At 65.7% G+C, this 25,019-nt stretch carries 23 protein-coding genes, 2 tRNA genes and 2 riboswitches; of the genes, 14 read left to right on the top strand and 11 right to left on the bottom strand.

The window, feature by feature from the left end:
- On the bottom strand, positions 1-206 hold a 206-nt coding region (locus C5F46_RS08785; protein WP_146160219.1), incomplete at its 3' end, for a hypothetical protein.
- Between the two features lie 161 nt (positions 207-367).
- Here C5F46_RS08785 and thyX point away from each other — a divergent pair.
- The 5 genes from thyX (at position 368) to C5F46_RS08760 (ending at position 7,137) form a co-directional block, all read left to right on the top strand.
- Positions 368-1,273, top strand: coding sequence for an FAD-dependent thymidylate synthase (gene thyX, locus C5F46_RS08780; RefSeq protein WP_107324986.1), 906 nt, complete (start codon positions 368-370; stop codon positions 1,271-1,273).
- A 42-nt stretch (positions 1,274-1,315) separates the two neighbouring features.
- The gene (locus tag C5F46_RS08775; RefSeq protein ID WP_107324983.1) at positions 1,316-2,197 is read left to right on the top strand and encodes a hypothetical protein; all 882 of its coding nucleotides are present in this window, start codon (positions 1,316-1,318) and stop codon (positions 2,195-2,197) included.
- A 150-nt stretch (positions 2,198-2,347) separates the two neighbouring features.
- The gene (locus C5F46_RS08770) at positions 2,348-3,442 is read left to right on the top strand and encodes a glycosyltransferase (RefSeq protein WP_168796799.1); all 1,095 of its coding nucleotides are present in this window, start codon (positions 2,348-2,350) and stop codon (positions 3,440-3,442) included.
- Between the two features lie 24 nt (positions 3,443-3,466).
- Positions 3,467-3,697: a hypothetical protein gene (locus C5F46_RS08765; protein ID WP_107324981.1), complete on the top strand. Its 231-nt coding sequence runs from the start codon at positions 3,467-3,469 to the stop codon at positions 3,695-3,697.
- Entirely contained in the window at positions 3,694-7,137 is a 3,444-nt protein-coding gene (locus C5F46_RS08760) for a hypothetical protein (RefSeq protein ID WP_107324980.1), read from the top strand. The genes C5F46_RS08765 and C5F46_RS08760 overlap by 4 nt, the downstream gene beginning before the upstream one ends.
- 433 nt (positions 7,138-7,570) lie before the next feature.
- On the opposite strand, the gene lhgO is transcribed toward C5F46_RS08760, so the two are convergent.
- The 4 genes from lhgO to rpsF form a co-directional block, all read right to left on the bottom strand.
- Entirely contained in the window at positions 7,571-8,764 is a 1,194-nt protein-coding gene (gene lhgO, locus C5F46_RS08755; RefSeq protein ID WP_107324979.1) for an L-2-hydroxyglutarate oxidase, read from the bottom strand.
- A 141-nt stretch (positions 8,765-8,905) separates the two neighbouring features.
- A complete protein-coding gene (rplI, locus tag C5F46_RS08750) occupies positions 8,906-9,484 on the bottom strand; it encodes a 50S ribosomal protein L9 (protein WP_107324978.1) in 579 nt (192 codons plus the stop codon).
- Positions 9,485-9,496: 12 nt separating this feature from the next.
- Entirely contained in the window at positions 9,497-9,724 is a 228-nt protein-coding gene (gene rpsR / locus C5F46_RS08745) for a 30S ribosomal protein S18 (protein WP_105514010.1), read from the bottom strand.
- Between the two features lie 26 nt (positions 9,725-9,750).
- Entirely contained in the window at positions 9,751-10,170 is a 420-nt protein-coding gene (rpsF, locus tag C5F46_RS08740; protein ID WP_107324977.1) for a 30S ribosomal protein S6, read from the bottom strand.
- Between the two features lie 283 nt (positions 10,171-10,453).
- Between rpsF and C5F46_RS08735 the strand changes: the two genes are divergently transcribed.
- Positions 10,454-11,029: a YceI family protein gene (locus tag C5F46_RS08735; protein WP_107324976.1), complete on the top strand. Its 576-nt coding sequence runs from the start codon at positions 10,454-10,456 to the stop codon at positions 11,027-11,029.
- A gap of 50 nt (positions 11,030-11,079) precedes the next feature.
- On the opposite strand, the gene C5F46_RS08730 is transcribed toward C5F46_RS08735, so the two are convergent.
- Positions 11,080-12,273 (bottom strand): cytochrome b/b6 domain-containing protein, encoded by a 1,194-nt coding sequence (locus C5F46_RS08730; RefSeq protein WP_107324975.1) that lies wholly within the window; start codon positions 12,271-12,273, stop codon positions 11,080-11,082.
- 128 nt (positions 12,274-12,401) lie between these two features.
- Here C5F46_RS08730 and fabD point away from each other — a divergent pair, with 128 nt between their 5' ends.
- Positions 12,402-13,331: an ACP S-malonyltransferase gene (gene fabD, locus C5F46_RS08725; RefSeq protein WP_107324974.1), complete on the top strand. Its 930-nt coding sequence runs from the start codon at positions 12,402-12,404 to the stop codon at positions 13,329-13,331.
- Between the two features lie 41 nt (positions 13,332-13,372).
- Here fabD and C5F46_RS08720 read toward each other — a convergent pair whose 3' ends face one another.
- The 3 genes from C5F46_RS08720 to C5F46_RS08710 all read right to left on the bottom strand — a co-directional run bounded on the left by C5F46_RS08720 (position 13,373) and on the right by C5F46_RS08710 (position 16,007).
- The gene (locus tag C5F46_RS08720; protein WP_107324973.1) at positions 13,373-14,320 is read right to left on the bottom strand and encodes a 1-phosphofructokinase family hexose kinase; all 948 of its coding nucleotides are present in this window, start codon (positions 14,318-14,320) and stop codon (positions 13,373-13,375) included.
- A 264-nt stretch (positions 14,321-14,584) separates the two neighbouring features.
- On the bottom strand, positions 14,585-15,511 hold the full coding sequence (locus tag C5F46_RS08715; RefSeq protein WP_107324972.1) for an MBL fold metallo-hydrolase: 927 nt from the start codon (positions 15,509-15,511) through the stop codon (positions 14,585-14,587).
- Between the two features lie 88 nt (positions 15,512-15,599).
- A complete protein-coding gene (locus tag C5F46_RS08710; protein WP_107324971.1) occupies positions 15,600-16,007 on the bottom strand; it encodes a metallopeptidase family protein in 408 nt (135 codons plus the stop codon).
- 76 nt (positions 16,008-16,083) lie between these two features.
- On the opposite strand from C5F46_RS08710, the gene gltX reads away from it, so the two are divergent.
- The 4 genes from gltX (at position 16,084) to gcvP (ending at position 22,194) form a co-directional block, all read left to right on the top strand.
- The gene (gene gltX / locus C5F46_RS08705) at positions 16,084-17,412 is read left to right on the top strand and encodes a glutamate--tRNA ligase (RefSeq protein WP_107324970.1); all 1,329 of its coding nucleotides are present in this window, start codon (positions 16,084-16,086) and stop codon (positions 17,410-17,412) included.
- A 193-nt stretch (positions 17,413-17,605) separates the two neighbouring features.
- A riboswitch (glycine riboswitch) is annotated at positions 17,606-17,705 on the top strand.
- A 2-nt stretch (positions 17,706-17,707) separates the two neighbouring features.
- Positions 17,708-17,771: riboswitch (glycine riboswitch) on the top strand.
- An 86-nt stretch (positions 17,772-17,857) separates the two neighbouring features.
- A complete protein-coding gene (gcvT, locus tag C5F46_RS08700) occupies positions 17,858-18,979 on the top strand; it encodes a glycine cleavage system aminomethyltransferase GcvT (protein ID WP_107324969.1) in 1,122 nt (373 codons plus the stop codon).
- Between the two features lie 10 nt (positions 18,980-18,989).
- Complete coding sequence (gene gcvH, locus C5F46_RS08695; protein WP_107324968.1) at positions 18,990-19,346, top strand: glycine cleavage system protein GcvH; 357 nt, start codon at positions 18,990-18,992, stop codon at positions 19,344-19,346.
- A 7-nt stretch (positions 19,347-19,353) separates the two neighbouring features.
- On the top strand, positions 19,354-22,194 hold the full coding sequence (gcvP, locus tag C5F46_RS08690) for an aminomethyl-transferring glycine dehydrogenase (protein ID WP_107324967.1): 2,841 nt from the start codon (positions 19,354-19,356) through the stop codon (positions 22,192-22,194).
- Between the two features lie 3 nt (positions 22,195-22,197).
- Here gcvP and C5F46_RS08685 read toward each other — a convergent pair whose 3' ends face one another.
- Positions 22,198-22,389, bottom strand: coding sequence for a hypothetical protein (locus C5F46_RS08685; protein WP_107324966.1), 192 nt, complete (start codon positions 22,387-22,389; stop codon positions 22,198-22,200).
- A gap of 67 nt (positions 22,390-22,456) precedes the next feature.
- Between C5F46_RS08685 and trxA the strand changes: the two genes are divergently transcribed.
- Both trxA and C5F46_RS08675 read left to right on the top strand, forming a co-directional pair.
- On the top strand, positions 22,457-22,903 hold the full coding sequence (gene trxA, locus C5F46_RS08680) for a thioredoxin (RefSeq protein WP_107324965.1): 447 nt from the start codon (positions 22,457-22,459) through the stop codon (positions 22,901-22,903).
- A 111-nt stretch (positions 22,904-23,014) separates the two neighbouring features.
- Positions 23,015-23,090 (top strand) — tRNA-Ala (locus tag C5F46_RS08675).
- A 507-nt stretch (positions 23,091-23,597) separates the two neighbouring features.
- On the opposite strand, the gene C5F46_RS08670 is transcribed toward C5F46_RS08675, so the two are convergent.
- Positions 23,598-23,672: transfer RNA gene (locus C5F46_RS08670), tRNA-Gln, on the bottom strand.
- A 98-nt stretch (positions 23,673-23,770) separates the two neighbouring features.
- Here C5F46_RS08670 and C5F46_RS08665 point away from each other — a divergent pair.
- Positions 23,771-24,946, top strand: a complete 1,176-nt coding sequence (locus C5F46_RS08665) for a BaiN/RdsA family NAD(P)/FAD-dependent oxidoreductase (RefSeq protein ID WP_107324964.1) — start codon at positions 23,771-23,773, stop codon at positions 24,944-24,946.
- Positions 24,947-25,019 lie beyond the last annotated feature (73 nt).

Here is a 25,019-nt window from a genome sequence, read left to right as displayed (position 1 = left end):
TAGCTGACAGACCTGACATAACCCGACCCGCTGCCGTCTTCCGGCTCATAGCGGGTGATCGCCGACTGCGCCGTGGGGTTTTCGGTACCCGGCAGGGTGGTGCCGTCGCCGTCGCCGCCTCCTTCATCCACCTGGGCATCGAACGGGCTGCCCCCGCACGAGGCCAGCCCGATAACAACGGCGACAGACAAAAGATATTTCGACATGTTATTGTTCTTTCTGATAACCAGCCTCGGCCGAAACGCTGCCGAACATGTCGCAAAATGTCAATCTTGCAGCCCCCGCCGGCGCCGCGGCGGCGTGCAAGGTTCCGGCGCTGCGACTTCCCCGCTACAGTGCGCCCGATTCGAGACCCCGGAGGATGATGATGCCGCTGACGCCAGACCAGGAAGCCGAGATTGCCGAGGCCCGCGCCACCACGCGCCCCACGCTGCGCGCCATCTCTGACGGGATGGAGGCGCATCTGTATGTGGCTCATCCGGTGCTGGATCACGGGCTGATCCGGGTGGTGGATTACATGGGCGACGATGCCGCGATCTGTCAGGCCGCCCGCGTCAGCTATGGTCGCGGCACCAAGGCGGTTTCGGATGATGCGGGGCTGATCCGCTATCTGATGCGGCACTGGCATTCGACCCCGTTCGAGATGTGCGAGGTCAAGTTTCACGTCAAGCTGCCGGTCTTTGTGGCGCGGCAGTGGATCCGGCACCGCACCGCCAACGTCAACGAATATTCGGCGCGCTATTCGATCCTTGACCGGGAGTTCTACATCCCCGCGCCCGATCAGCTTGCCGCGCAATCGACGGTGAACAATCAGGGCCGGGGCGAATTGCTGGAGGGCGCCGAGGCGCAGCGCGTGCTGGACATCCTGCGCGAGGATGCGATGCGCGCCTACGACCATTACGAAGACATGTTGAGCACCGAGGGCCAGAAGGGCCTTGCGCGCGAACTGGCCCGCATGAACCTGCCCGCAAACATCTATACCCAGTGGTATTGGAAATGCGACCTGCACAACCTGTTCCACTTCTTGCGCCTGCGCGCCGACCACCACGCGCAATACGAAATCCGCGTTTACGCCCAGACCATGTGCGCGATCGTCAAAGACTGGGTGCCGCAGGCCTATGCCGCCTTCGAGGATTACCGTTTGGGCGGGGTCAACCTGTCGGGCAAGGCCGCAGAGGCGCTGAAACGCCGACTGGCGGGCGAGGCGGTGACTTTCGAGACCTCGGGCATGAGCCGGGGCGAGTGGCGGGAGTTCTGCGAGGTTTGGGGGTAAACCCGACCGCATCGGTGTGGGCAGACAAAGCGGGGGCGGCCGATGGGCAAGCGGTGGTGTCTGGTTCTGGTGCTGTGGGGCGATGCCTATTCGGTCGCGCATGTGAATGCACTGGCCGGGGCGGCGCTAACGCTTTCCACGGGCTGTGCCGAGGTGGTGCTTTTGACGGATCGCCCGCGTCCCGGTCTTGATATCCGGGTGCGTGCGGTGCCGATCCCGGAGTTCTTTGACCGGCCCGAGTTTCGCCGCGGCGGTTATGTGATCAAGTTGTCGTTGTTTTCGCGGAGCGTGCTGCCGCCCGACATGCCCTGCGTCTATCTTGACCTCGACACCGCGGTGACGGGAGATCTGGGCCGGATCGCGGCGCTGGTGCAGGACCGCAACGACATCTTCATGCTTCCGCCGGGCAATCTGATCGGCTTTGGTCGGCTGCGGCGCGCGCGGTTTCGCCTGACGCGCGGGCGCCGGATGGCGGTTGGCAATTCGTCGATTCTGGCGTTTCATTCGGCGGCAGAGCCGAACCTGGCCGACACCTTCCAGCGCCTTTACGAGACCGGTTCCGGCCCTGCCCAGGTGATGAACAACGATGATCGTTTCATTTCGTGGTTTGGCTGGAACCGGATCGCCGGGGTTCCCTCCCGGCTGGGGGTGATGTTCCGGCGCGAGGTGCTGACGCGGGGCCGCATCCTGGGCTGGCTTCGCAATCGCGCGCCATGGGTGCGCGCGCGCCGGGCCTCTATCGCCGCAGTCACGTTCAATGGTGCAGAGCACAAGCCCGAACGTCTTGCCGCGCTACCCGACGGCGCGCTGCTGTGTGACAAGCGGGGACGGAGCGGCCGCTGGAGCCGGGCGGAGATCGGGCCGCTGAAGGACCGGCTGGCGTGCCATTGTGCGGCTGTCGTGGCGGGGGACGCCAAAGGCTGAAACGGCAAAGCCCGCCGTTCGAGGCGCATTAAATCCTTGATAATGAATCGGCTTCCGCGCAGTCTGACGTTGCGGAAACGGTTCATTCACCTCAGCGCAGGCGGGGCGGTCTTGCAGGGTAAGGGCGCAGCAACGGAACGACGCCGGGTCGTGATTTTTTCACAGCGCGCACTGACGCAGGATGTGTCGCGCTGTTCGGGGTTTGAATTCGAGGATGTGGTCGCCGGGGTCGAGCGGGCCATTCTCCTCAGTCCGACCCGGCCAGACAATCGCTTCTGGATGTTTCGCGCCAAACGCTATCTGTCGCAGCGCAGCGACCTGTTCGCGCGGATGCCCTCGGGCGTGGGGCACAAGCCGCTGGGCAACACCTGTGATCTGTTCTGCTGTTTCGTGCAGAAGCCCGTCGAATGTCTGGGGCTGGACGCGGTGCCCGACTGGCGCAGCCGTTCCGGCCTTGCGGTTTGCGTGATCGAGGAATTATGGACCCCGGCGGTGACGCAGTTCCTGCCGCTGATGAGGTCGCTGGCGCAGTTCGACCTGATCACCTGCGCCTTCGAGGCCCTGTGCCCGCTGATCCATCAGGTCACCGGGCGCCCGGTGATCCACCTGCCGGGGGCTGCCGATCTGATGCGCTTTGCCACGCCCCGGATGACGGCGGACAGGCCCGTTGATGTCTATTATATGGGCCGCAAGCGCCCGGAATTGCACAGTGAATTGCTGACAATGATGCGCGCGCGTGACGGATTTTATCTGTATGACTCTTCCGCCCGTCCGCCGATTGCCGCCGATCATGTGACCCACCGCGATCTGCTGGCCAGCCTTGTGCAGCGGTCCAAGCTGTTCATGGTCGATTACGCCAAGATCGGCCACAGCGATCAGCGTCAGGGCGAGGTCTCGTGGGGGCCGCGTCATGTCGAGGGGATGGCCGGGGGGGCGGTGCAGGTTGGCTACGCCCCGACCACTGCCGATTACCAGCGCCATTTCGACTGGCCCGAGGCGGTTGTGCGGCTGTCGGAAACACCCGCCGAGGCGGCGGCACAGGTGGCGCGGATGCTGGATGACCCGGCCGAGATGGACCGGCGGCGGCGGGTCAATCTGGCCCATGCGCTGGCCCGGCATGACTGGCTGCACCGCTGGGCGCTGGTTCTGGACCATTTCGGCTTGCCCGAAACGGCGGCGATGGCGGCGCGGCGCGACCGGCTGGCCGAGATTGCGACCGGGGCCGAGAACAAGATCGCGGTCTGACCCGCGCGGCAAGGAGGAGGCGGAGTGGGCAAGGCGGATCGGACACAGGGGCAGACGGGACGGCGGATCACCCGGCGCGGGCTGGCCGGGGGGCTTGCCGCCGTTGCGGTCGCCGCCCCGCTGACGCGGGTTGCGACGCTGAAGGCGCAAGACAATCCGCTGCCGCGGCTGGCGGCGCCCGATCTGACCCTTGTCGGGGGCTGGGTGCTTGACCGGGGCGATAGCGCGGCAACCCCGCCCGAGGCGGGCGCATGATCCTGAATGCCCGGCCCGGTCTGCCGCCGCTGGCTGCGCGCTATGGCGTCTGCATCGTCGGCGGCGGCCCGGCGGGCATCACGCTGGCGCTAAAACTTGCCGAGGGCGGCCAGCGCGTTCTGCTGCTGGAGGCGGGGGATCACGATTACACGCCCGAGTCGCAGGATCTGTATGACGGCGAGATTCTGGGGCAGGAATACCCTGACCTGCGCGGGCCACGGCTGCGCTATCTGGGCGGCACCACGGGGCATTGGGGCGGCCGCTGTCTGGCGCTGGAGCCGTTCGATTTCGAACCTCGCGCCGATGTGCCGCTGTCGGGCTGGCCGATCAGGGCGGGCGATCTGAAACCCTATGAGGCGGGTGCTGCGGCCATGCTGCGCACCATCGAGATCGGCCAGACCCGTCGCCTGTTTGATGGCGATCTGGACGCCATCACTCAACGCTGGAGCACGCAGCGCAAGCCGCATCAGGTGACCAGCGTCGAAATTTTGCGTTTTGGCAGCTTTTACCGCGCGGCGCTGGAACAGTCGGCTGCCATCGACGTGGTGCTGAACGCCAACGTCACCGGTCTGTCGGTGGATGGCGCAACAGGGCGGATCACCGCGGCGCAGGTGCAGGGCTATGACGGTGCCAGCGCCGCGGTTCAGGCCGACCGGTTCGTGCTGGCGATGGGCGGGATCGAGAATTCCCGCTTTCTGCTGTTGCTGAACGAACGCAACGCGGACCGTTTCGGTAATCAGGGCGGGATGGTGGGCCGCTGCTTCATGGAACATCCGTTGTTCTACAATGGCGCCTATTTCGTCACCCGGCGGCTGTTTTCGCATTACCGCTACTGGGGCGCCGAAAAATTCCTGCGCGCAGAACGCGGTGTTCTGGCGCTTAGCCCCAGTCCGGCCTTCATGCGCCGGGCCGGCACGCTGAACTGCGTCGTGCATCTGTCGAATGTGCAGCGCACGGCGCTGGACCCGTCCGACACCGAGGGCGCGGCCTTTGTGCAGGGGCTGCGGTTCGATCAGGATTATTTCTTCATCGGCGACACATTCAGCGTCGGCGAACAGGCCCCGAACCCCGCCAGCCGCATCGTGCTGGTCGAGGGGCGCGACCGGTTCGGGCTGCGCAAGGCGGGGCTTGACTGGCAACTGTCGCCGATTGACGGGCAGACGCTGCGCACCGCCACGCTGGAGGTGGCGCGGATGCTGATCCGCACCGGGCTGGGTCGGATGAAGATGCCGCCCGAGGTCTGGAACAACGGTGCCGACCTGCCCTATGATCTGAGTTATCACCACATGGGTGGCGCCCGCATGACCGGATCGGGTTTGAATGTCTCTGTTACCGCAACCGATGAGGCCGGTAACAGCGCGACAGTCACCGACACCTCCGATGCTGAGGTCGATGCGACGCCGCCGGTTATCACGGCTGGAAACATTTCGGTCAGTGGCGCGTCGGGCTCTGACGGCATTTTCAGGATCGGCGATATGGTCACGGCACGTTGGGACAGCACTTCTGCTGGTGATGACAACGAAGATATTTCTGGGGTCAGTTTTGACTTTTCGCAATTTGGTGGCGGGAGCGCAGTTGTCGGCGCGGATAACTCTGCTGTCTGGGAAGCAAGTTATACGATTGTTGACGGGACAATCGATCTTGTGGGGCGCAACGTCATCGTCACAGCCACGGACCTTGCTGGCAACACCTCAACGCAAAATGGGGCGGACGACGCGGTCGTGGACAACATCGCACCCACGGTCGTTGATGGCCACATCGCAGTAACAGGTGGGACCGGCCCGGCAAGCGCATTCAAGATTGGCGATACAGTTACTGTCACATGGGTTGCGAATAATTCAGACACGATTGATCAAGTGTTCGTCGATTTGTCGGGCTTTGGCGGATTGGCTGAGGCTGTCGCTACCGAGGAAAGTGCAGGTGTTTGGGTCGCAACCTATACACTTGCGCCAGGTTCTTTGAGGAGCAGTACGATCGCGGTGTCGGTCACTGCCTTCGATGATGCAGGAAACGAACTGTTGCGTAGCAAAGCAACTGTATACGCGGCAGATACTATGGTGCCGAATGTGTCCATCAGTGGTCCGACAGAAGTTGTGACCGAGCAGTTTTCTGTAACGATAGAATTCAACGAACCGGTTTCGGCAGACCTTGAAGCCTCTGAGATAAGGGTTGAAAACGGAACCGTCGCGTCAGTGGCTCGGGCCATGGGATCAGAGATGCAGTTTGTCGCCGAAATTGAACCGGTCTTGGGAAATACAGTTATCGTCCAAGTTCTTGCGGATGCTGTGGTAAACTCCGGTGGAAATGGAAATTCCGCATCCAATGAATACAGCGTTTTGGCGGGTTCTCCGGCGACGGCTTTCGACGAGTATCGCGAAGAGATACTACGTGTAATCTGGGACGAGGCCGAGATGTCACTCCGCAGCACTTTGGGAGCCAACCAGCGCATGGTGCGAGCCGCTCGAGATCGTTTCATGGCAGATCAGCGCCAGAATAGAGAATGCGGTGCTGATGTTGATGCCCTTCAGAGTGAATACTGCGATCCTGATCTTACAAACCCTCAATCAGTTCCTTTCGACGTGTCCGGATCCTTTATTGTGAATGGCCCGACGCTGAGCACGAGCGGTACCTTCTTTGGTCAGGCATCGGGCCTCGATGGCAGAGCCCGTCGGCTCGTGTTTGGTGACTTCGATATCCAGCACGATGGTGAGACGGGATCCTCCACTGCGACCCTCACTGGGCGGGTCGCTTGGGAACGTATGGTCTCTGACCGCACCATGCTCGGCTACTTCATCGGCGGTGAGGTCTCCCAGTCGAATATCGCGGGTGCGTTCGAGGGTGATAATCGGCGCCTCGGTTTGACGCTGGGTGGGTATGCTGTTCACGAGGTGCGTGAGAACCTCTTCACTGACGGCTTCCTGAGCTTCGGTGCAGGGCGGAACAATCTCGCCATGGCCAACGATGTTCTCGCTCTGGAGAGTGACTACACGACCCGGACATTGACCTTCGGAGCTTCGCTAAGCGGCGTGATTGATCGCGGTCACTATCAGTTCCTTCCCGAGCTGGCCTTCAGCTACGGGCGGACATGGATCGGCAACGTGGGCTTCACCGGTCGTGCCTATGGCCTGGTCGATGATACGCTCAGCCTTGATGCCGGTTCGGTATCCTTGGCGGACATCACCTTCCGGCCAGAGTTCCGCTTCTCACTGGACGGCTTGCCGGTTGTCGATAGCCTGAGCGTGTTCAGCTTCGCTCCGCGGCTTGTCTGCCAGGAGGTCCGTACCGATACGGTGACACAAGCATGCGGTGGCGGGGCAGAGGTCGGGATCTCCGGAAACTCGGAAGACGGCTTGACTACCTATGACGCTCGGATCATCGCAGACCGGATTGGAAACCGCACAGGAACCAGCTTCCAACTGGGCTTCGAGCGCCGGTTCTGATCAGGGATGTTCAGGAAATGCAGGGGCGGCCACGGGCCGCCCCTGCTTCGAATGAGATTTCAGGCAGCCCGATATCGCGCCAAACAGTGTTGAAATCCTGCCCCCGCAACCAAAATTACCAGTATTATCACAGACTTCAAAGCCGAGCATAACGCTCGGCTTTTGTCGTTCCAAATTCTTGTCAACACCTGGTCAACGTTTTACGAGGCCCCCTTCGACGGTGCGGATAATCGTCGCCCGAGCCACCCTTCACTTCGGAAGATCCTCCCGAAACCGGTCCATCTGATGCATCCGCTGTCAAATACATCTCCCGCCTGTTTTCAGTGCGACAAATCGCCCTTTGCCTGCCTGTCTTCGGGCGCCTCCAGCTTCCGTGAGGTCACTTACGGCCCTCGATTCGGCCCCCGGCCCAAGGTACGCGCCACTGGCCTGCTCAGGCCCGCCCCACAAGTTGCCCGGCGATCATCGCGCCGATCGGCAGGGCCGAGGTGGCAGCAGGTGAGGGCGCGTTGCAGACGAACAGCGCCCGCCCGGTTTCGCGAAAGATGAAGTCATGCACCAGCGTGCCATCGCGCAGCACCGCCTGCGCCCGGATGCCCGCAGGGCAGGGGCGCAGATCGGCCAGCCGCAGCCCCGGCGCGTATTTCCGGCACAGCCGCAGATAGCCTGGCTTCCACAGCGAATCCCGCATCTCGGCCGCGCCAGACCGGAGGTTGCGGCCCATCACCTTCCAGAACCCGGCAAAGCCCAGATAGTCGGCCATGTCGCGCGGCGACAGCGCCGCCTTGGCATACCCTTCGCGCGCCAGCCCCAGCACCGCATTCGGCCCCACCGTCACGCTGCCGTCGATCATCAGGGTCAGGTGAACCCCCAGAAACGGCAGGTCCGGGTCGGGCACCGGATAGATCAGATGGTTGACGATGCCGTTCAGACCGGTGGGCAGGCGGTAGTATTCGCCACGGAACGGAACGATCCTGAAATCGGGGTCAAGCCCCGCCATCCGGGCCAGCCGGTCCGATTGCAACCCGCCGCAGACCACCAGCCGATCTGCCACCACCTGCCCCGACGGGGTCTGGATGAAAACCGCGCTGTCGGTTTCGCGCAGGCTGGTCACGGGGGTAGACAGCCGGATTTCGGCCCCCTGGGCGCGCAGCAGATCGGCCATTCGCGCGCACATCGCCTGGTAGTTGATGATCCCGGTTTCCGGCACGAACAGCGCACCGACCCCGGCGATGTTCGGCTCGCGCTGCCGCAGGGCCCGCGCGTCCAGTCGTTCGACGGCCAGCGCATTCTGGCGGGCGCGCAATTCCAGCGCATCCAGCCGCAGGGCCTCGTCGTCATCGGTGGCCACGATCATCTTGCCGGTCAGGCGCCACGGCACGCCATGGGCTTCGGCAAAGGCCTTGGTCGCATCGCAGCCCGCCCGGCACAGCCGCGCCTTGAGGCTGCCCGGCGCGTAATAGACCCCAGCATGGATCACGCCGGAATTATGGCCAGTCTGGTGAAAGGCTACCCGGTCTTCCTTTTCCAAAACGACCAGCCGCGCGCCTGGTTCGCGCTCCAACAGTTTCAGCGCGGTTGCCAGCCCGACAATTCCGCCGCCGATAATGCAGATGTCATACCGCATGGGGCCTCTCAGACCGGGGCGCCCGACGCCCGTGCCCCGATTGTTAGCCGCACCGCGGCGGTCGGTCCATTGTCATCATCCGCCATGAGAAAACCCGCGCTGGTTGCCCGGCGCGGGTTTCGATCTGCAACCCCGAAGGGATCAGAGGTCTTCGCCGTCCTCGTTGGCGGCGCCGATCTCGTCGAACAGTTCGGCAATCTCGAAGTCGGCAGCCGCGTCGGCCTCGGCCGCCAGTTGCTGGATCGACTTGCCCGAGGCTTGCAGTTCGGCTTCTTCGGCCGAACGGGCCACGTTCATCGTGATCGTCACGGTCACTTCGGGGTGCAGCACCACCGAAACGTCATGCAGACCCAGATCCTTGATCGGCGACAGGATTGTGACCTGCTTGCGATCAACCGAGAAGCCCGCCGCGGTGGCCGCTTCGGCCGCATCACGCGCCGTGACCGAGCCATAAAGCGCACCGGCATCCGAGGCCGAGCGAATCACCACAAACTTCTGACCGTCCAGTTTGGCGCCAGCGGTCTCGGCTTCCTTGCGGGTTTCGAGGTTGCGGGCTTCAAGCTGGGCCTTCTTGGCCTCAAAGCTTTTGATGTTGGCGTCCGAGGCGCGCAGCGCCTTGCCCTGCGGCAGCAGGAAGTTGCGGGCATAGCCGTCTTTGACTTTGACCACTTCGCCCATCTGGCCAAGTTTGGCCACACGTTCCAGAAGGATGACTTGCATGGGTGTCTCTCCTTACTTCACGGCGTAGGGCAGCAGGGCGAGGAAGCGGGCGCGCTTGATCGCACGGGCCAGTTCACGCTGCTTTTTCGCCGAAACGGCAGTGATGCGCGCGGGCACGATCTTGCCGCGTTCGCTGATATAGCGCTGCAGCAGGCGCACGTCCTTGTAGTCGATCTTCGGCGCGTTGTCGCCCGAGAAGGGGCAGACCTTGCGGCGGCGGAAAAACGGTTTGTTCGCCATTGTTTATGTCCTTTCCAGCTGCCAGATCAACGACGGTCGCCGCGGTCGAAACGCTCGCGGCGCTCGCCACCCCGGTCGCCGCGGTCGGGGCGGTCGCCACGCTCGGGGCGGTCGCCACGCTCGTCACGTTTTTGCATCTGCACCGAGGGGCCTTCCTCGTGCGCATCGACCTTGACGGTCAGCACGCGCATCACGTCGTCATGCAGACGGGCCAGACGCTCCATCTCCTGCACGGCGGCGGCGGGCGCATCCGATTTCAGGAAGGCGTAGTGGCCTTTGCGGTTCTTGTTGATCTTGTAGGCCATCGTCTTGACGCCCCAGTATTCGCTTTCGACGATCTTGCCGCCGTTATCCGCGATCACCGTGGAGAAATGCTCGACCAGCCCTTCGGCTTGCGCGTTGGAAAGGTCCTGACGCGCGATCATGACATGCTCGTAAAGCGGCATGTAAGCTCCTGTCGTTTCGGATGCGCTTCATAGGCGGGTCAGACCTTCCGCGCCCCGCCACGAGAGGCTGCATCGGTTTCGCAAATGCGGAAGGATGCGGACTTATAGAGGAGCGCGCGCCCGATGCAAGCGAAATGGCCGCGCCCGCGCCGGTTTGCGCCGCTGTCCCCCGGCGCGCGAGGTGCGCCGGTGAACAGGGGCTGTGGGCGGTTGTGCAATTGCCGCAAGGCCAGCGAAGCTCCACCTTTGACACAGCGCAACACCGGAGAAAGGGAGACTTCCGATGAAATCCATCCTTCTTGCCGCGGGCCTTGGCCTTGGTCTGGCCACCTCGGCCCTCGCCGCCCCCGAAACCTACACGCTGGATGCCAGCCACAGCCAGATCGTGTTTTCCTACAACCACCTGGGCTATTCGACGACCACGGGCATGTTCTCGGGCTTTGACGGCACGATCAGCTTTGATGCCGAAAACCCCGCCGCTTCGTCGGTGACGGTCAGCTTTCCGGTCACCACCATGCTGACCGGCTGGCAGGAACGGTTCGATCATTTCATGTCGCCCGATTTTTTCAATTCGGCGGCGAACGAGGCTGTCAGCTTCACCTCGACCGCGATCGAGGTGACGGGCGACAAGACTGCGCGGATCACCGGTGATCTGACGATGAACGGGATCACCAAGCCCGTGGTGCTGGAGGCCGTGCTGAACGCTGCGGGCGAACATCCGATGGCGAAAAAGCCCTGGGCGGGCTTCTCGGCCACCACGACGGTGCTGCGGTCTGACTATGGTATGGGCCAGTTCGCGCCTTTCGTCAGCGACGAGGTGGCGGTGCAGATCTCGGTCGAGGCGATGAAGGCCGAATAAACAGGCGGCTTGTCAGCCTTGCGGGCCACCGGGGCAACCCGGTGGCCTTTTCAGTTGTTCGTGGTGCTGCTGCGCGTGGCGGTCAGCGCCACATCGACCCGCACGTCAAAGCCCACCGTCGCCTCGTCGCCATAGCCCGCGCCGATCCCGAAATCGCGCCGGTCAAGCGTGGTGGTGCCGGTCATCCGGGCGGTGCCGTCCACCATTTCCAGCGTGAAGGGCAGCGTGACCGGCATCGTGGCGCCGCGCAACTCCAGCCTGCCGGTGGCGGCAAGCTGGCCATCGGTTTCGCCAATGGCGGCGCTGAATCGCGCTGTGGGGTGGCTGGCGGCGTCAAGGAATTCAGGCCCCAGCGCCTGCGCCGTGACCGCCCCAAGGCCAAGGCTTGCCAGTGCAATGTCAACCGTCACCTGACCCGCGCGTGTTTCGGGGGTATAGTCGATCTGCGCCTGCCAGTCCGCGAAGCTGCCGGTGACCTCGGCCCCCATCTGCCGGACGGTGAAACTCAGCCGTCCCTCTTGCACCTGCCAGATGTCGGCGCTGGCAACGGGGGCGGGGGCCGTGGGCGTGCCGGGGCGCGTGGCCGCGCCGGGCAGCACCGCCACGCCCATTACCCCCGCCCAGATCGACAGCGCCAGCGCGGGGGCGGCACGGCCCGCCCGGTGCGCGCCGCTGCCCGCCGCAAGGCCGTGCGTCATCCGCGCCAATGTCGCGTCGCGGTCGATCAGCGCATGTTTCAGCGCGCCCGCCACATGCAGTGCGACCGCCGCCCCCAGCACCCAGGCCGCCAGCCCATGCACCGCGCCGGCAGCCTGTGCCAGCGCCGCGCTTTGCGGCACAAAGGGCAGTCCCTGCCCGAAGGGGCCCCAGATCGGGGCAAACCCCGCCTGAGCTGCGTGTTTGACCCAGCCCGACAGCGGCATCACCAGCATTGCGCCATAAAGCGCCCAGTGCACGGTTTCGGCGGCAAGGGTTTCGAGCCGCCGCGCGGGGTGCAGCGGGGCGGGGCGCGGCTGCGTGACCGCCCAGAGAATGCGCGCCAGCGCCACGAAAAACGCAGCCACCCCGATCGTCTTGTGCGCCGAAAATGCCGTCACTGCGGCGGCGACCTGTTCGGGGCTGCCGGTGGGCAGGCCGGTGGCGCAAAGGCCCAGCGCCGCGGCTGTCACAATCAACAGCGCGGTCAGCCAGTGGAACAGGCGGGCAGGGCCGCCATAGCTGCGGGGGGTGCTGGCAAGGGGCATGATGCATCCTTTGACGTTTGCCAAAGGGTAGGGCGTGACCGCTGCCCTGCCCAGACCCGCGGTCGCACAGCAGTTGTGCGTCGCGCGCCCGCGCGCTAAGGCAGGCCAAACTGGTGCAGGAGAACAGCATGAGCCGCGCATTCGTATTTCCGGGGCAGGGGGCGCAGACCATCGGCATGGGCCGCGCGCTGGCCGAAACCTACCCCGCCGCACGGGCGGTGTTTGACGAGGTGGATGCAGCCTTGGGCGAAAAGCTGTCGGCGCTGATCTGGGAGGGCGAGGCCGAGGCGCTGACGCTGACCGCCAATGCCCAGCCCGCGCTGATGGCCACCTCGATCGCCGCCCTGCGCGCGCTGGAGGCCGAGGGCATCGCGGTGACCTCGGCGGCCTTTGTTGCGGGCCATTCGCTGGGCGAATATTCCGCGCTGTGCGCCGCGGGCAGCCTGACGGTTGCCGATACCGCCCGGCTGTTGCGGCTGCGGGGGCTGGCGATGCAATCGGCGGTGCCGGTCGGCGTGGGCGCCATGGCCGCGCTGCTGGGCCTTGATTTCGCCACCGCCGCCGAGGTCGCGGCCGAGGCCGCGCAGGGCGATGTCTGTCAGGCCGCCAATGACAACGACCCTGCGCAGGTGGTGGTGTCGGGCCACAAGGCCGCGGTGGAACGCGCGGTCGAGATCGCCAAGACCCGCGGCGCCAAGCGCGCGGTGATCCTGCCGGTGTCCGCGCCCTTCCATTGCGCGCTGATGCAGCCCGCCGCCGACGCCATGGCCGCGGCGCTGGCCGATGTGGCGATCGCGGCGCCGGTGGTGCCGCTGGTGGCCAACGTGCGCGCCGAAGCGGTCTCTGACCCCGACCTGATCCGCGCGCTTCTGGTGGAACAGGTCACGGGTTCGGTGCGCTGGCGCGAGTCGGTGGCGTGGATGGCCGCGCAGGGCGTGACCGAGTTCTGGGAGATCGGCGCAGGCAAGGCGCTGTCGGGCATGGTCAAGCGCATCGCCAAGGATGCCGCGACCCGCGCGGTGGGCACGCCCGAGGATGTGCTGGCCGCCAAGGGCTAGTAGGCCATCGGCGCCCGCCTGTCCGCTTTGCCTGCGCCGGGTCAGACCCGGCTCAGGTGGCACAGCGGCGTCAGGTGGCGCACATCGGCCGCGCGGCACAGGTCGATCGACTCGGTCATCACCGCCGAACTGGCCGCCGCGGTGCCGATCTGCAACGCGCGTTCCGGGCTGGCCCCGCGTGCCAGGGCCAGCGTAAAGCCGCCCACGAAACTGTCGCCAGCCCCCACCTTGGACTGCACCGGCACCTTGGCCGCCTCGGAATGCCAGCGTTCGGTGGCGGTGGCCAGCACCGAGCCTTCGTCGCCGCGCGCCACGATCACCATTTGCGCAATGCCCTGATGCACCAGCGATTGCGCGAAATCGGCGCTGTCCTCGCGCCTGGGCAGCAGGCGGCCCGCCAGCTCCTCGGCCTCCATGTCGTCCATCCGCAGCACGCAGACCGGGCGCGCCTGCGCCGCCAGCAGCCGGTGCAGCGGCGCGCCCGAGGTATCAAGGATCATCCGTGCGCCGCTGCGGGCGATGCGGGTCGCCAGACGGGCGGGAAAATCACTGGGCACGCCGGGCGGCTGGCTGCCCGACAGCACCACGATCCCGCCGCGCGGCGCCGCCCGCCCGATCCGCGCCAGCGCCTCGGTCACCGCACGGGCAGGCCAGTCGGGCCCCGGCATCACAAATCGGTATTCCTCGCCGGTGGTGCGGTCGATCACCGAAAAGCTCTGGCGCGTTTCGGCGGGGGCGGGAAAGGGGGCAAGGCCGATCCCGGCCTCGGCCAGCAGATGCACCAGCTTGTCACCCACCGGCCCGCCCACGGCGACAAAGGCGGTGGAATGCCCGCCCAGAATGGCAATCGCGCGGCTGACGTTGATGCCGCCGCCGCCGGGGTTCGCCTCGGGGCGGGCGCAGCGCAGTTTGCGGTCGGGGGCGACGGTTTCGGCAGAGGTCGAGAAATCGACGGTGGGGTTCAGGGTGACGGTCAGGATCGGGATCATTGCGGGCCTTGGGCTGTTGCCCGGCGACACTGACAGGTTCACGTGACGGTTCCAAGGCGTCGTTGCGCGCGTCGCGCGGCGGGGGCCGAAAAACTGCGGTTTGGCAAAGCCGGCGGGCGCGACCGGGGTGAGATGCCGAAATTCGCCGCGGTTCTGGTCTGGGTCAGGGCGCTGCCCGGCCGGGCAGTGCCCTGCGATTGCGGCGGGGCCGCGCTGTTGTCGTTCCTCCGCCGCCGCCCGCCGCGCCCGCCCGCCGCGCCCGGATCACAGGCTGAGTTGATAGGACGCGGGCACAAAGCGGAAGCCCGGCCCCTTCGGCTCCAGATAGCCCAGTCCGGGGAAGGGCATGTGATAGCCGACAAACGGCAGCCGGTCGGCCGCGATCATGCCCAGAAGGCGCTTGCGCGTGGCGGCGGCCTGTGCCTTGTCGGCGTCGTATTTCACCTCCCAGTCGGGCTGTTCGACCGACCAGACATAGTGGTTCGCCGCATCGGCGATCAGCACCAGGCCCGCGCCGTTGCTGTCCAGCCGGTAGGCCATGTGCCCCGGCGTATGCCCTGGCGCCAGCATCGCGGTGATGCCCGGTGCCGCCGCGCCGCCGTCTTCAAGAAAGGCGATCTTGTCGGCCAGCGGGCGCACCTTGGCCTCGAAGCCGTCGTTCCCGGCCTTGGCCCAGTGGTCAAATTCCACCCGGCCGGTGGCATAGCGGGCGTTGGGAAAGGTGGGGGTGGCGCCATCTGACAGCCCGCCGATATGGTCGCCGTGCATATGCGTCAGAACCACCAGATCGACCTGATCGGGGGTGACACCCGCACTGGCCAGCGCGGCGGTGATGCCCTCGGGGGTCAGCCCGGTGTCGAACAGCACCAGTTCACGGCCCGTATTGACCAGAACCGGGGTAAAGAAGTTGCGCGATTTGTCGGTGGGCAGAAAGGCAGCAGCCGAGGTGGCGGCAAACTCCTCGGGTGTGGCGTTCAGCCCAAAGATCGTCTGCGGTGCCTCCATCACGCGGCTGCCCGCGAGCAGCGTTGTCACCTCGAACCCGCCCAGCGTCACGCGATGGAACGGGGCAAAGGCTGCACCCTGCGGTGCGGCGGCGGCAGCGGCCGGTCGGGGTGCCAGCGCGGGCAGGAACGGCGCCGCGGCGGCGGCCATCAGCGCGGTGCGGCGGGTAAGCCGGGGGTGGGTCATGGTCGTGCCTCCCTTGGTTGACCTTGCGCGAAAGCTAGCGCAGGGGGGCCCAAAGGCCAGCGCGCGGGGCTGCACAGCCGCTGTGCAGCTATTCCCACCAACGGTCGATGGCGGCGATGTCGTCATCCGACCAGCCAAAGTGATGCGCCAGTTCGTGGACCATCACATGCGCCACCAGTTCCTCCAGCGCCACATCGCCGCGGCTGACCCATTCGTCCAGAATGGCGCGGCGGAACAGCCAGATCACATCCGGTCCCGCGGGCTGATCCATCACCGATTTCTCGGTCAGGGGGGGGCCTTCGTAAAGCCCGGTCAACTCGAACGGATCGTCGATTTCCAGTTCGTCCAGCATCTCTTCGCAGGCCAGATCCTCGACCCGCAGCACCACCTGCGCCGCCAGCCCCGCGAAGGCGGGCGGCAGGGCCGCGCGCGCGGCCTCGGCCATCGTCTCGATCACCTCGATCCCCGGCGCGGTGCGCCCTTTCCAAGCGTGCATGGCGGCCCTCCTGTCTTGCCCCGATATGGACAAAAGCCGCGCTGTGTGAAAGAGCGAAGACAACAGGAGAGTGCCCATGACCACCGTCACCCGCTTTGCCCCGTCACCCACCGGCTATATTCACGTCGGCAACCTGCGCACCGCGCTGTTCAACTATCTGATCGCGCGCAAATCCGGCGGCATGTTCATTCTGCGGCTGGATGATACCGACCGCGAACGGTCGAAACAGGAATATGCCGACGCGATCATGGAAGATCTGGAATGGCTGGGCCTGACCTGGGACCGGCTCGAACGGCAGTCAGAGCGGATGGACCGCTATGAGGCGGCGGCCGAGTCGCTGCGCATCTCGGGGCGGTTTTACGAATGTTTCGAAAGCCCCACCGAACTGGACCTCAAACGCAAGAAACTGCTGAACATGCACAAGCCCCCGGTCTATGACCGCGCGGCGCTGAAGCTGTCGGATTATGACAAGGACCGCCTGCGCGAAGAGGGGCGTGACGGTTACTGGCGTTTTCTGCTCGACCAGACCCGGATCGAATGGGAAGACGGCATCCTTGGCCCGATCTCGATTGATGCGGGCTCGGTGTCGGACCCGGTGCTGATCCGGGCCGACGGGCAGGTGCTTTATACCTTCGCCTCGTCGGTCGATGACATTCAGATGGGGGTCACCCATATCGTGCGCGGCGCCGACCATGTGACCAATACCGCCACGCAGATCCAGATCATGGAGGCGCTGGGCGGGCGGCCGCCGCGCTTTGCCCACCACAGCCTGCTGACCGGCGCGCAGGGCGAGGAATTGTCGAAACGTCTGGGCACGCTGTCGCTGCGCGACCTGCGCGCGCAGGGCGTGGCGCCCGAGGCGCTGCTGAGCCTGATGGCGCGGCTGGGGTCGTCGCAGCCGGTGGAGCTGAAGATCAGCCTGGACGAGCTGGCCCAGGGGTTCGATCTGGACCAGTTCGGCGCGGCGCCCACCAAATTCGACGCCGAAGATCTGATCCCGCTGACCCGCGAGCGCAACCAGAACCTGCCCTTTGAGGTGGTGTATGCGCATATCCGCATGCTGGGCATCCCCGAAGCCTGGGCCGAACGGTTCTGGGAGGTGGCGCGCCACAACATCACCCTGCTGGCCGAGATCGACCATTGGGCCGATCTGGTGCTGGAAGGGGCCGAGCCGGTGATCGACCCCGAGGATGCCGAGTTCGTGGCCACCGCGCTGGCGCTGCTGCCGAACCCGCCGTTCACGGCCAGCACCTGGGCCGAGTGGACCGCGAAGGTCAAAGAGGCGACGGGCCGCAAGGGCAAGGGGCTGTTCATGCCGCTGCGCAAGGCGCTGACCGGGCAGGCGCATGGGCCGGAAATGGCCGAGCTGATGCCGATGTTGCAAAAGATCCGCGCCAAGGGCTGAGGCCCCGGAAAGGGTGCCAAGGCCGGGGGGCCGTCTGCCCCCCGGACCCCCCGAGGATATTTGAGCCAAGATGAAGGGGAGAGGCGGGGTTTTGCGACCCGGCCTTGGTCATTGTGCTGTCGATTTCAGCCCGAACGCGTCGGTTGCGTTTATCCCCCTTGCCAGTGCCGGGGCGGCTCGGCTAGTGCTTGGGGCGTCAGGATCGGGAGAATCCGGCGGGGCACTGCCCCCATCGGTGCCGAAGGAGCAACCGCCCCGGTAAACTCTCAGGCGCAAGGGACCGTTCTGACAAAGGACTCTGGAGAGAGGCGCGTTTGCGCCCGCCGAAGGGATAACGATCTCAGGCGCCCCGACGGGGTAGGGACAGAGGGGGCATCGGTTTGGGCAGCGTGGCTGCCTTGGGCACGATGCCGGGCGATCCGGCGAGATGGGAAAGGGGGCGGCAATGGCCGACCTGATGCGCACGGGTCTTTACGATCTGCACATCCGCTTGGGTGCGAAAATGGTGCCCTTTGCGGGCTATGAGATGCCGGTTCAATACCCGTTGGGGGTGCTGAAGGAGCATCTGCACGCCCGCGCAGCGGCGGGGCTGTTCGATGTCAGCCATATGGGGCAGGTGATCGTGCGCGCGGCCTCGGGCCGGGCCGGGGATGCGGCGGCGGCGCTGGAGGCGCTGGTGCCGGTCGATCTGCTGGGGCTGGCCGAAGGGCGGCAGCGCTATGCGATGTTCACTAACCCTGCGGGCGGGATACTGGATGACCTGATGGTGGCCAACCGGGGAGATCATCTGTTTGTCGTGGTGAATGCCGCGTGCAAGGAGGCCGATCTGGCGCATCTGCGCGCGCATCTTGACCTTGAGGTGAACGAAATCACCGACCGCGCGCTGCTGGCCTTGCAGGGGCCTGCGGCCGAGGCCGCGCTGGCGCGGCTGGTGCCGGGGGTGGCGGCGATGCGGTTCATGGATGTGGGTATCTTCGTCTGGGCGGGGGCCGAACTTTGGGTCTCGCGTTCCGGCTACACCGGCGAGGACGGATTCGAGATTTCGGTGCCCGAGGGGCAGGCGCTGGCCTTCGCCGAGGCGCTCTTGGCGATGGATGAGGTGGCTCCCATCGGTCTGGGCGCGCGCGACAGCCTCCGGCTGGAGGCGGGGCTGTGCCTTTATGGTCATGACATTGACACCACCACAAGCCCGGTCGAGGCCGGCCTTGCCTGGGCGATCCAGAAAGCCCGCCGCACGGGCGGGGCGCGCGAGGGCGGTTTTCCCGGCGCCGCGCGGATTCTGGCGGAACTGGCCGATGGTCCGGTGCGGCGGCGCGTGGGATTGGCCCCAGAGGGCCGCGCACCGATGCGCGAGGGGGTCGAGATATTTGCCGCTGCCGAGGGTGGCCAGCCCATCGGGCAAATCACCTCGGGCGGGTTCGGCCCGTCGGTAACTGCGCCTGTCGCCATGGCCTATCTGCCTGCCGATCTGCCCGAAGGCGCCATCGTCTACGGCGACCTGCGCGGCAAACGCCTGCCTGCGCGCATCGTGGCGATGCCGTTTCACCCCACAACCTACAAACGCTGAGGGACTTCTCATGAAATATACCGAAGATCACGAATGGCTGCGCGTCGAGGGCGATGTGGTCGTGGTGGGCATTACCGAGCATGCCGCGGAGGCGCTGGGCGATGTGGTGTTCGTCGAACTGCCCGAGCCCGGCCCGGTCGAAAAGGGCGCCGAGATCGTGGTGATCGAAAGCGTCAAGGCGGCCTCTGACATTCTGGCGCCGCTGGAGGGCGAGATCGTCGAGGTCAACGCGGCGCTGGCCGACACCCCCGCGCTGGTCAACGAAGACCCGCTGGGGGCGGCGTGGTTTTTCAAGATGAAGCCTGCCGACATGTCGGCGCTGGAGAGCTTTATGGATGAAGCCGCCTACAAGGCTCTGATCGGCTGAGGATGCCATGACCTTTACCCCCACCGCCTATGACAGCTATGATTTCGCCAACCGTCGCCACATCGGCCCATCGCCCGTCGAGATGGCTGAGATGTTGCAGGCCGTGGGGGCACCTTCGCTGGATGCGCTGATCGAGGAAACCGTGCCCGGCAGCATCCGTCAAACCACGGCGCTGAGCTGGGAGCCGCTGACCGAACACGCAGCACTGGAAAAGATGCGCGCGGTGGCGGCAAAGAATCGCGTGATGGTCAGCCTGATCGGGCAGGGCTATTACGGCTGCGTCACCCCGCCCGCGATCCAGCGCAACATTCTGGAAAACCCGGCGTGGTATACCGCCTATACCCCCTATCAGCCCGAAATCGCCCAAGGTCGGCTGGAGGCGCTGCTGAACTACCAGACCATGGTTTGTGACCTGACCGGGCTGCCGGTGGCCAATGCCTCGCTGCTGGACGAGGCGACCGCTGCCGCCGAGGCGATGGCGATGGCCGAGCGGGTGGCCAAGTCGAAGGCGCGGGTGTTCTTTGTCGATGAGAACTGCCACCCGCAGACCATCGGCGTGATCCGCACCCGCGCGCAGCCCCTCGGCATCGAGGTTCTGGTCGGCGCCCCCGACGCGCTGGAGCCGGGCATGGTGTTTGGCGCAATCTTCCAATACCCCGGCACCTATGGCCATGTGCGCGACTTTACCGCCGAAATCGAGGCGCTTCATGCGGCCAAGGCGGTGGCCATCGTGGCCTGCGACCTGCTGGCCTTGTGTCTGCTGAAAGAACCGGGCGCGATGGGGGCCGATATTGCCATCGGCTCCGCGCAGCGGTTTGGCGTGCCGATGGGTTATGGCGGGCCGCACGCGGCCTTCATGTCGTGCCGGGATGAATTCAAGCGCGCGATGCCGGGCCGGATTGTCGGCGTGTCGATCGACGCGCGGGGCGGGCGGGCCTACCGGCTTAGCTTGCAAACGCGCGAACAGCATATCCGGCGCGAAAAGGCCACGTCGAACGTCTGCACGGCGCAGGCGTTGCTGGCGGTGATGGCCTCGTTCTACGCGGTGTTCCATGGCCCGCGCGGGCTGCGCGCGATTGCCGAGCGCGTGCATTTCACCGCGCAGTCGTTGGCCAATGCGCTGAAGGATGCGGGCGCCAAGGTGCGGCCGGGGGCGTTTTTCGACACGATCACCGTCGAGGTGGGCGTGGGGCAGGCGGGCATTCTGGCGGCCGCCGAACAGCGCGGCATCAATCTGCGCAAGGTGGGTCGCGACCGGGTGGGGATTTCGGTCGATGAAACCACCACACCGGCGATTGTCGCGCGGCTGCTGGATGCCTTTGGCATCCACGACCCGGTGCAGCCCGTCAGCGGCCTTGGCTTTCCCGAGGGCCTGCTGCGCCAGTCCGACTATCTGACCCATCCGGTCTTTCATATGAACCGGGCGGAATCGGAAATGATGCGCTACATGCGCCGCCTGTCGGACCGCGACCTTGCGCTGGATCGGGCGATGATCCCGCTGGGGTCATGCACGATGAAGCTGAATGCTGCGGCCGAGATGATGCCGATCAGTTGGCCGGGCTTTTCCAGCCTGCACCCCTTTGCCCCCGCGCATCAGGCGCAGGGCTATGCCGAGGCGATCGAGGATCTGACCTCCAAGCTGTGCGAGATCACGGGTTATGACGCCTTTTCGATGCAGCCCAATTCCGGCGCGCAGGGCGAATATGCGGGCTTGCTGACCATCGCTGCCTGGCACCGCGCCCGTGGCGAGGAGCACCGCGACATCTGCCTGATCCCGGTGTCGGCGCATGGCACCAACCCGGCCAGCGCGCAGATGGCGGGGATGCAGGTCGTCGTGGTCAAATCGGCCCCGAACGGCGATATCGACATCGAGGATTTTGCCGCAAAGGCCAAGGCCGCAGGCGACCGGCTGGCCGCCTGCATGATCACCTATCCCTCTACCCACGGCGTGTTCGAGGAAACCGTGCGCCGGGTGTGCGAATTGACCCATGCCTATGGCGGGCAGGTCTACCTGGACGGCGCCAACATGAACGCGCTGGTGGGGCTGGCCAAACCCGGCGAGATCGGGTCGGACGTGAGCCACCTGAACCTGCACAAGACCTTTGCCATTCCGCACGGCGGCGGCGGGCCGGGCATGGGGCCCATCGGCGTCAAGGCGCATCTGGCGCCCTATCTGCCGGGGCATCCGGTGACCGGCGGCACCGAGGGGCCGGTGTCGGCTGCGCCCTTCGGCTCGGCCTCGATCCTGCTGATTTCATGGGCCTATTGCCTGATGATGGGGGGCGAAGGGCTGACACAGGCAACCAAGGTGGCGATTCTGAATGCCAACTATATCGCCGCGCGGCTGCGCGGGGCCTATCCGATCCTGTTCATGGGCAACCGCGGTCGGGTCGCGCATGAATGCATTCTGGACACGCGCCCCTTTGCCGATCATGGCGTGACCGTGGACGATATCGCCAAGCGGTTGATCGACAACGGCTTTCACGCCCCCACCATGAGCTGGCCGGTGCCCGGCACACTGATGGTGGAACCGACCGAGTCGGAAACCAAGGCCGAACTGGACCGCTTTATCACCGCGCTGCTGGCGATCCGGGCGGAAATCGACGATGTGGCCGAAGGCCGGATAACCGCCGAGGCCAGCCCCCTGCGCCACGCGCCGCACACGGTCGAAGACCTCGTGGCCGACTGGGACCGCGCCTACAGCCGCGAACAGGGCTGCTTCCCGCCCGGCGCCTTCCGGGTGGACAAATACTGGCCGCCCGTGGGCCGGGTGGACAACGTCTATGGCGACCGGAACCTGATCTGCACATGCCCGCCGATCGAGGCCTACGCCGAAGCGGCCGAATGACGGCTATTTCCGCCGGGGCAGGTCTTCGGCGGAAAAGCTGATGCCTTGCGGGGCAAGCCAGGCGGCAAAGCGGGTAATCTTTTCATCCAGCGCGCAGGTTGTGGCCTGACGGGCCATGGCGTCTGCATAGGCATCGCGCAGCCGCGCCTGAACATCGGGCGCCAGATCGCGGAACGGGGTCAGGTCAGCGGGCATGGGACACCTTGCATTCGGGGCGTGGCAGACAAATATATTCTGAAACACGAATGTGACGGAGGCAAGAATGGCCGAAGCTGTGAAACTGGTCTGTCTCGACTGCGGGCAGGCAAACCGGGTGCCGCTGGACAAGCTGGCCTCGGCGCCAAAATGCGGGGTCTGCGGCGCGCCCCTCGCCGCGGGCAAGGTGGCGGCGCTGGATCTGGCCACGCTGCAAAAGGCCGCCAAAGGTGACGATCTGCCCCTGCTGGTCGATTTCTGGGCACCGTGGTGCGGCCCCTGCCGGACGATGGCGCCCGAGTTCCAGAAGGCCGCTGCCGCGCTTGCGCCGCAGGTGCGGCTGGCCAAGATCGACACCCAGGCAAACCCCGACGCCGCAACGCGCTACGGCATTCAGGGCATCCCGGCCTTCATCCTGTTCCACAAGGGGCGCGAGATCGCCCGCTTTGCCGGGGCGCGGCCTGCGGCCGATCTGGTGTCGATGGTGCGCGCCAAGCTGCCCGCAGCGCGGTGACGGAGGGGGCGCTGATCGGGGCGGGCAGGGCCCCGCGAAAAAACTTGCCCATCCCCCCGCCGCCTCGCTTGACATCCCCCCCGGCATCGGCGAAACACCCGCCCGTGGCGAGGGGCAGTAGCTCAGTTGGGAGAGCGCGTCGTTCGCAATGACGAGGTCAGGGGTTCGATCCCCCTCTGCTCCACCATTCGCCACGAATTCTGCAAATAAATTCATAATAGCCATGACTTGTGGGCGAGTTTGCGGTGCCGTTGCAGGCTGTTCCCGCCAGCCATTCTGACCAGCTTTGACTTGTCGCCAACATGCCCTTCCGCTTCCTGCACGAGCATCGTCGCAAGTCGAGTTTGCTTACAGCGGTTCCTTGCTGTCCCTCACCCCAAGTGCCCCGATCCATTACAAGCCAACAGCCTACACGTTGACTGTGAATTGACCAAAATTTCTGAGGCACCGACTCAACAGGCGATGCCGCATGCCCCCCTCCCGGTGGGCACAACGCATTCTGGCCCGTAAATCCGCCGTGCCGACCACAACATCTGCGGTGGCCGCTTTCCGCCCCATTCCGGCGAACACAGCCCCCGCGGCGCTGTCCGCAATAAGGGGGCGTGTCCGTCACCAGATGCCAGTCTTGCCCGGGAAAAACGCCAACTTGGACCGGATAGGTTCCAATCTTAGGCGAACGTCACATCAGTAAGATTGGCTGGGGCGGTAGGATTCGAACCTACGGTACACGGTACCAAAAACCGACGCCTTACCACTTGGCCACGCCCCAACTTGCGGCGGTGTTTAGCCAAGGCTTCGGGGGGCTGCAAGGGGAAAAACGTACAGCTCGTCATTGTCGGCGCCGCACAGGCGGGCTATGGGCAGGGAATGCAAGATTGCGATGTGCTGATCCTTGGCGCCGGGGCCGCCGGCCTGTTCTGCGGGATCGAGGCGGCCCGGCGGGGGCGCCGCGTGGTGATCCTTGATCACGCGCAGGCGCCGGGCGAAAAGATCCGCATTTCGGGCGGCGGGCGCTGCAATTTCACCAACCTGCACACGACACCTGAGCGATTCGTGTCGGAAAATCCGCGCTTTGCCGCCTCGGCGCTGGGGCGCTACCGGCCCGCCGATTTCTTAGCGCGGGTCGAGCGGGCGGGCATTGCCTGGCATGAAAAGACGCTGGGGCAATTGTTCTGCGACGGATCGGCGCGGCAGATCGTGACAATGCTGACCGACGATCTGCGCGCGGCGGGGGCCGAGCTGCGCCTGGGGGTCAGCATCGGCGCGGTGCGGCAGGCGGCAGGATTCGTGGTCGAGACGTCGGAGGGGTCGTTCCGCGCGGCCAGCCTTGTGGTGGCGACCGGGGGTAAGTCGATCCCGAAGATGGGGGCGACGGGTCTTGGCTATCGGATTGCGGAAGCCTTCGGGCTGGCGCTGACCGAAACCCGGCCGGGTCTGGTGCCGCTGACGCTGGCCGAACAGGATCTGGCGCGCACCGCGCCACTGGCGGGGGTTGCGGTGCCCGCGCGGGTGCGCTTTGGGCGGCAAGGCTTTGACGAGGCGGTGCTGTTCACCCATCGCGGGTTGTCGGGGCCGGCGATCTTGCAGATCTCCAGCTATTGGCGCGAGGGCGAGTCGATCACGATCGACCTGTTGCCGGGCACCGATCTGGGGGCGTTGTTGCGGGGCCAGCGGGCCAGCGCGGGCAAGGTCGCGCTGCACAATGCCCTGGCCCGGCACCTGCCCGAGCGGCTGGCGGCCTTTGCAGTGGCCGAGGCGGGGCTGTCGGGGCGGTTGGCCGATCAGGGCAATGCGGCGCTGGATCGGCTGGTGGCGCAGGTCCAGGGCTGGACGCTGCGCCCGGTCGGGTCGGAGGGCTACCGGACCGCCGAGGTGACGCTGGGGGGCGTGTCCACCGCGGCGCTGGAGGCGCGCACGTTGCAGGCCCGTGCCGTGCCGGGGCTGTTCTTTATCGGCGAAGTGGTCGATGTGACCGGCTGGCTGGGGGGCTATAACTTTCAGTGGGCCTGGTCATCGGGCTGGGCGGCAGGTCAGGTAGCCTGAGCCGTGACCGGGCAGGGGGGCCGTCTGCCCCCCTCTGGGCCTGCGGCCCATTCACCCCCCGAGGATATTTCGG

Source organism: Phaeovulum veldkampii DSM 11550, from assembly GCF_003034995.1.
Taxonomy (GTDB): domain Bacteria; phylum Pseudomonadota; class Alphaproteobacteria; order Rhodobacterales; family Rhodobacteraceae; genus Phaeovulum; species Phaeovulum veldkampii.
This window is presented reverse-complemented; position numbering and strand designations above follow the sequence as displayed.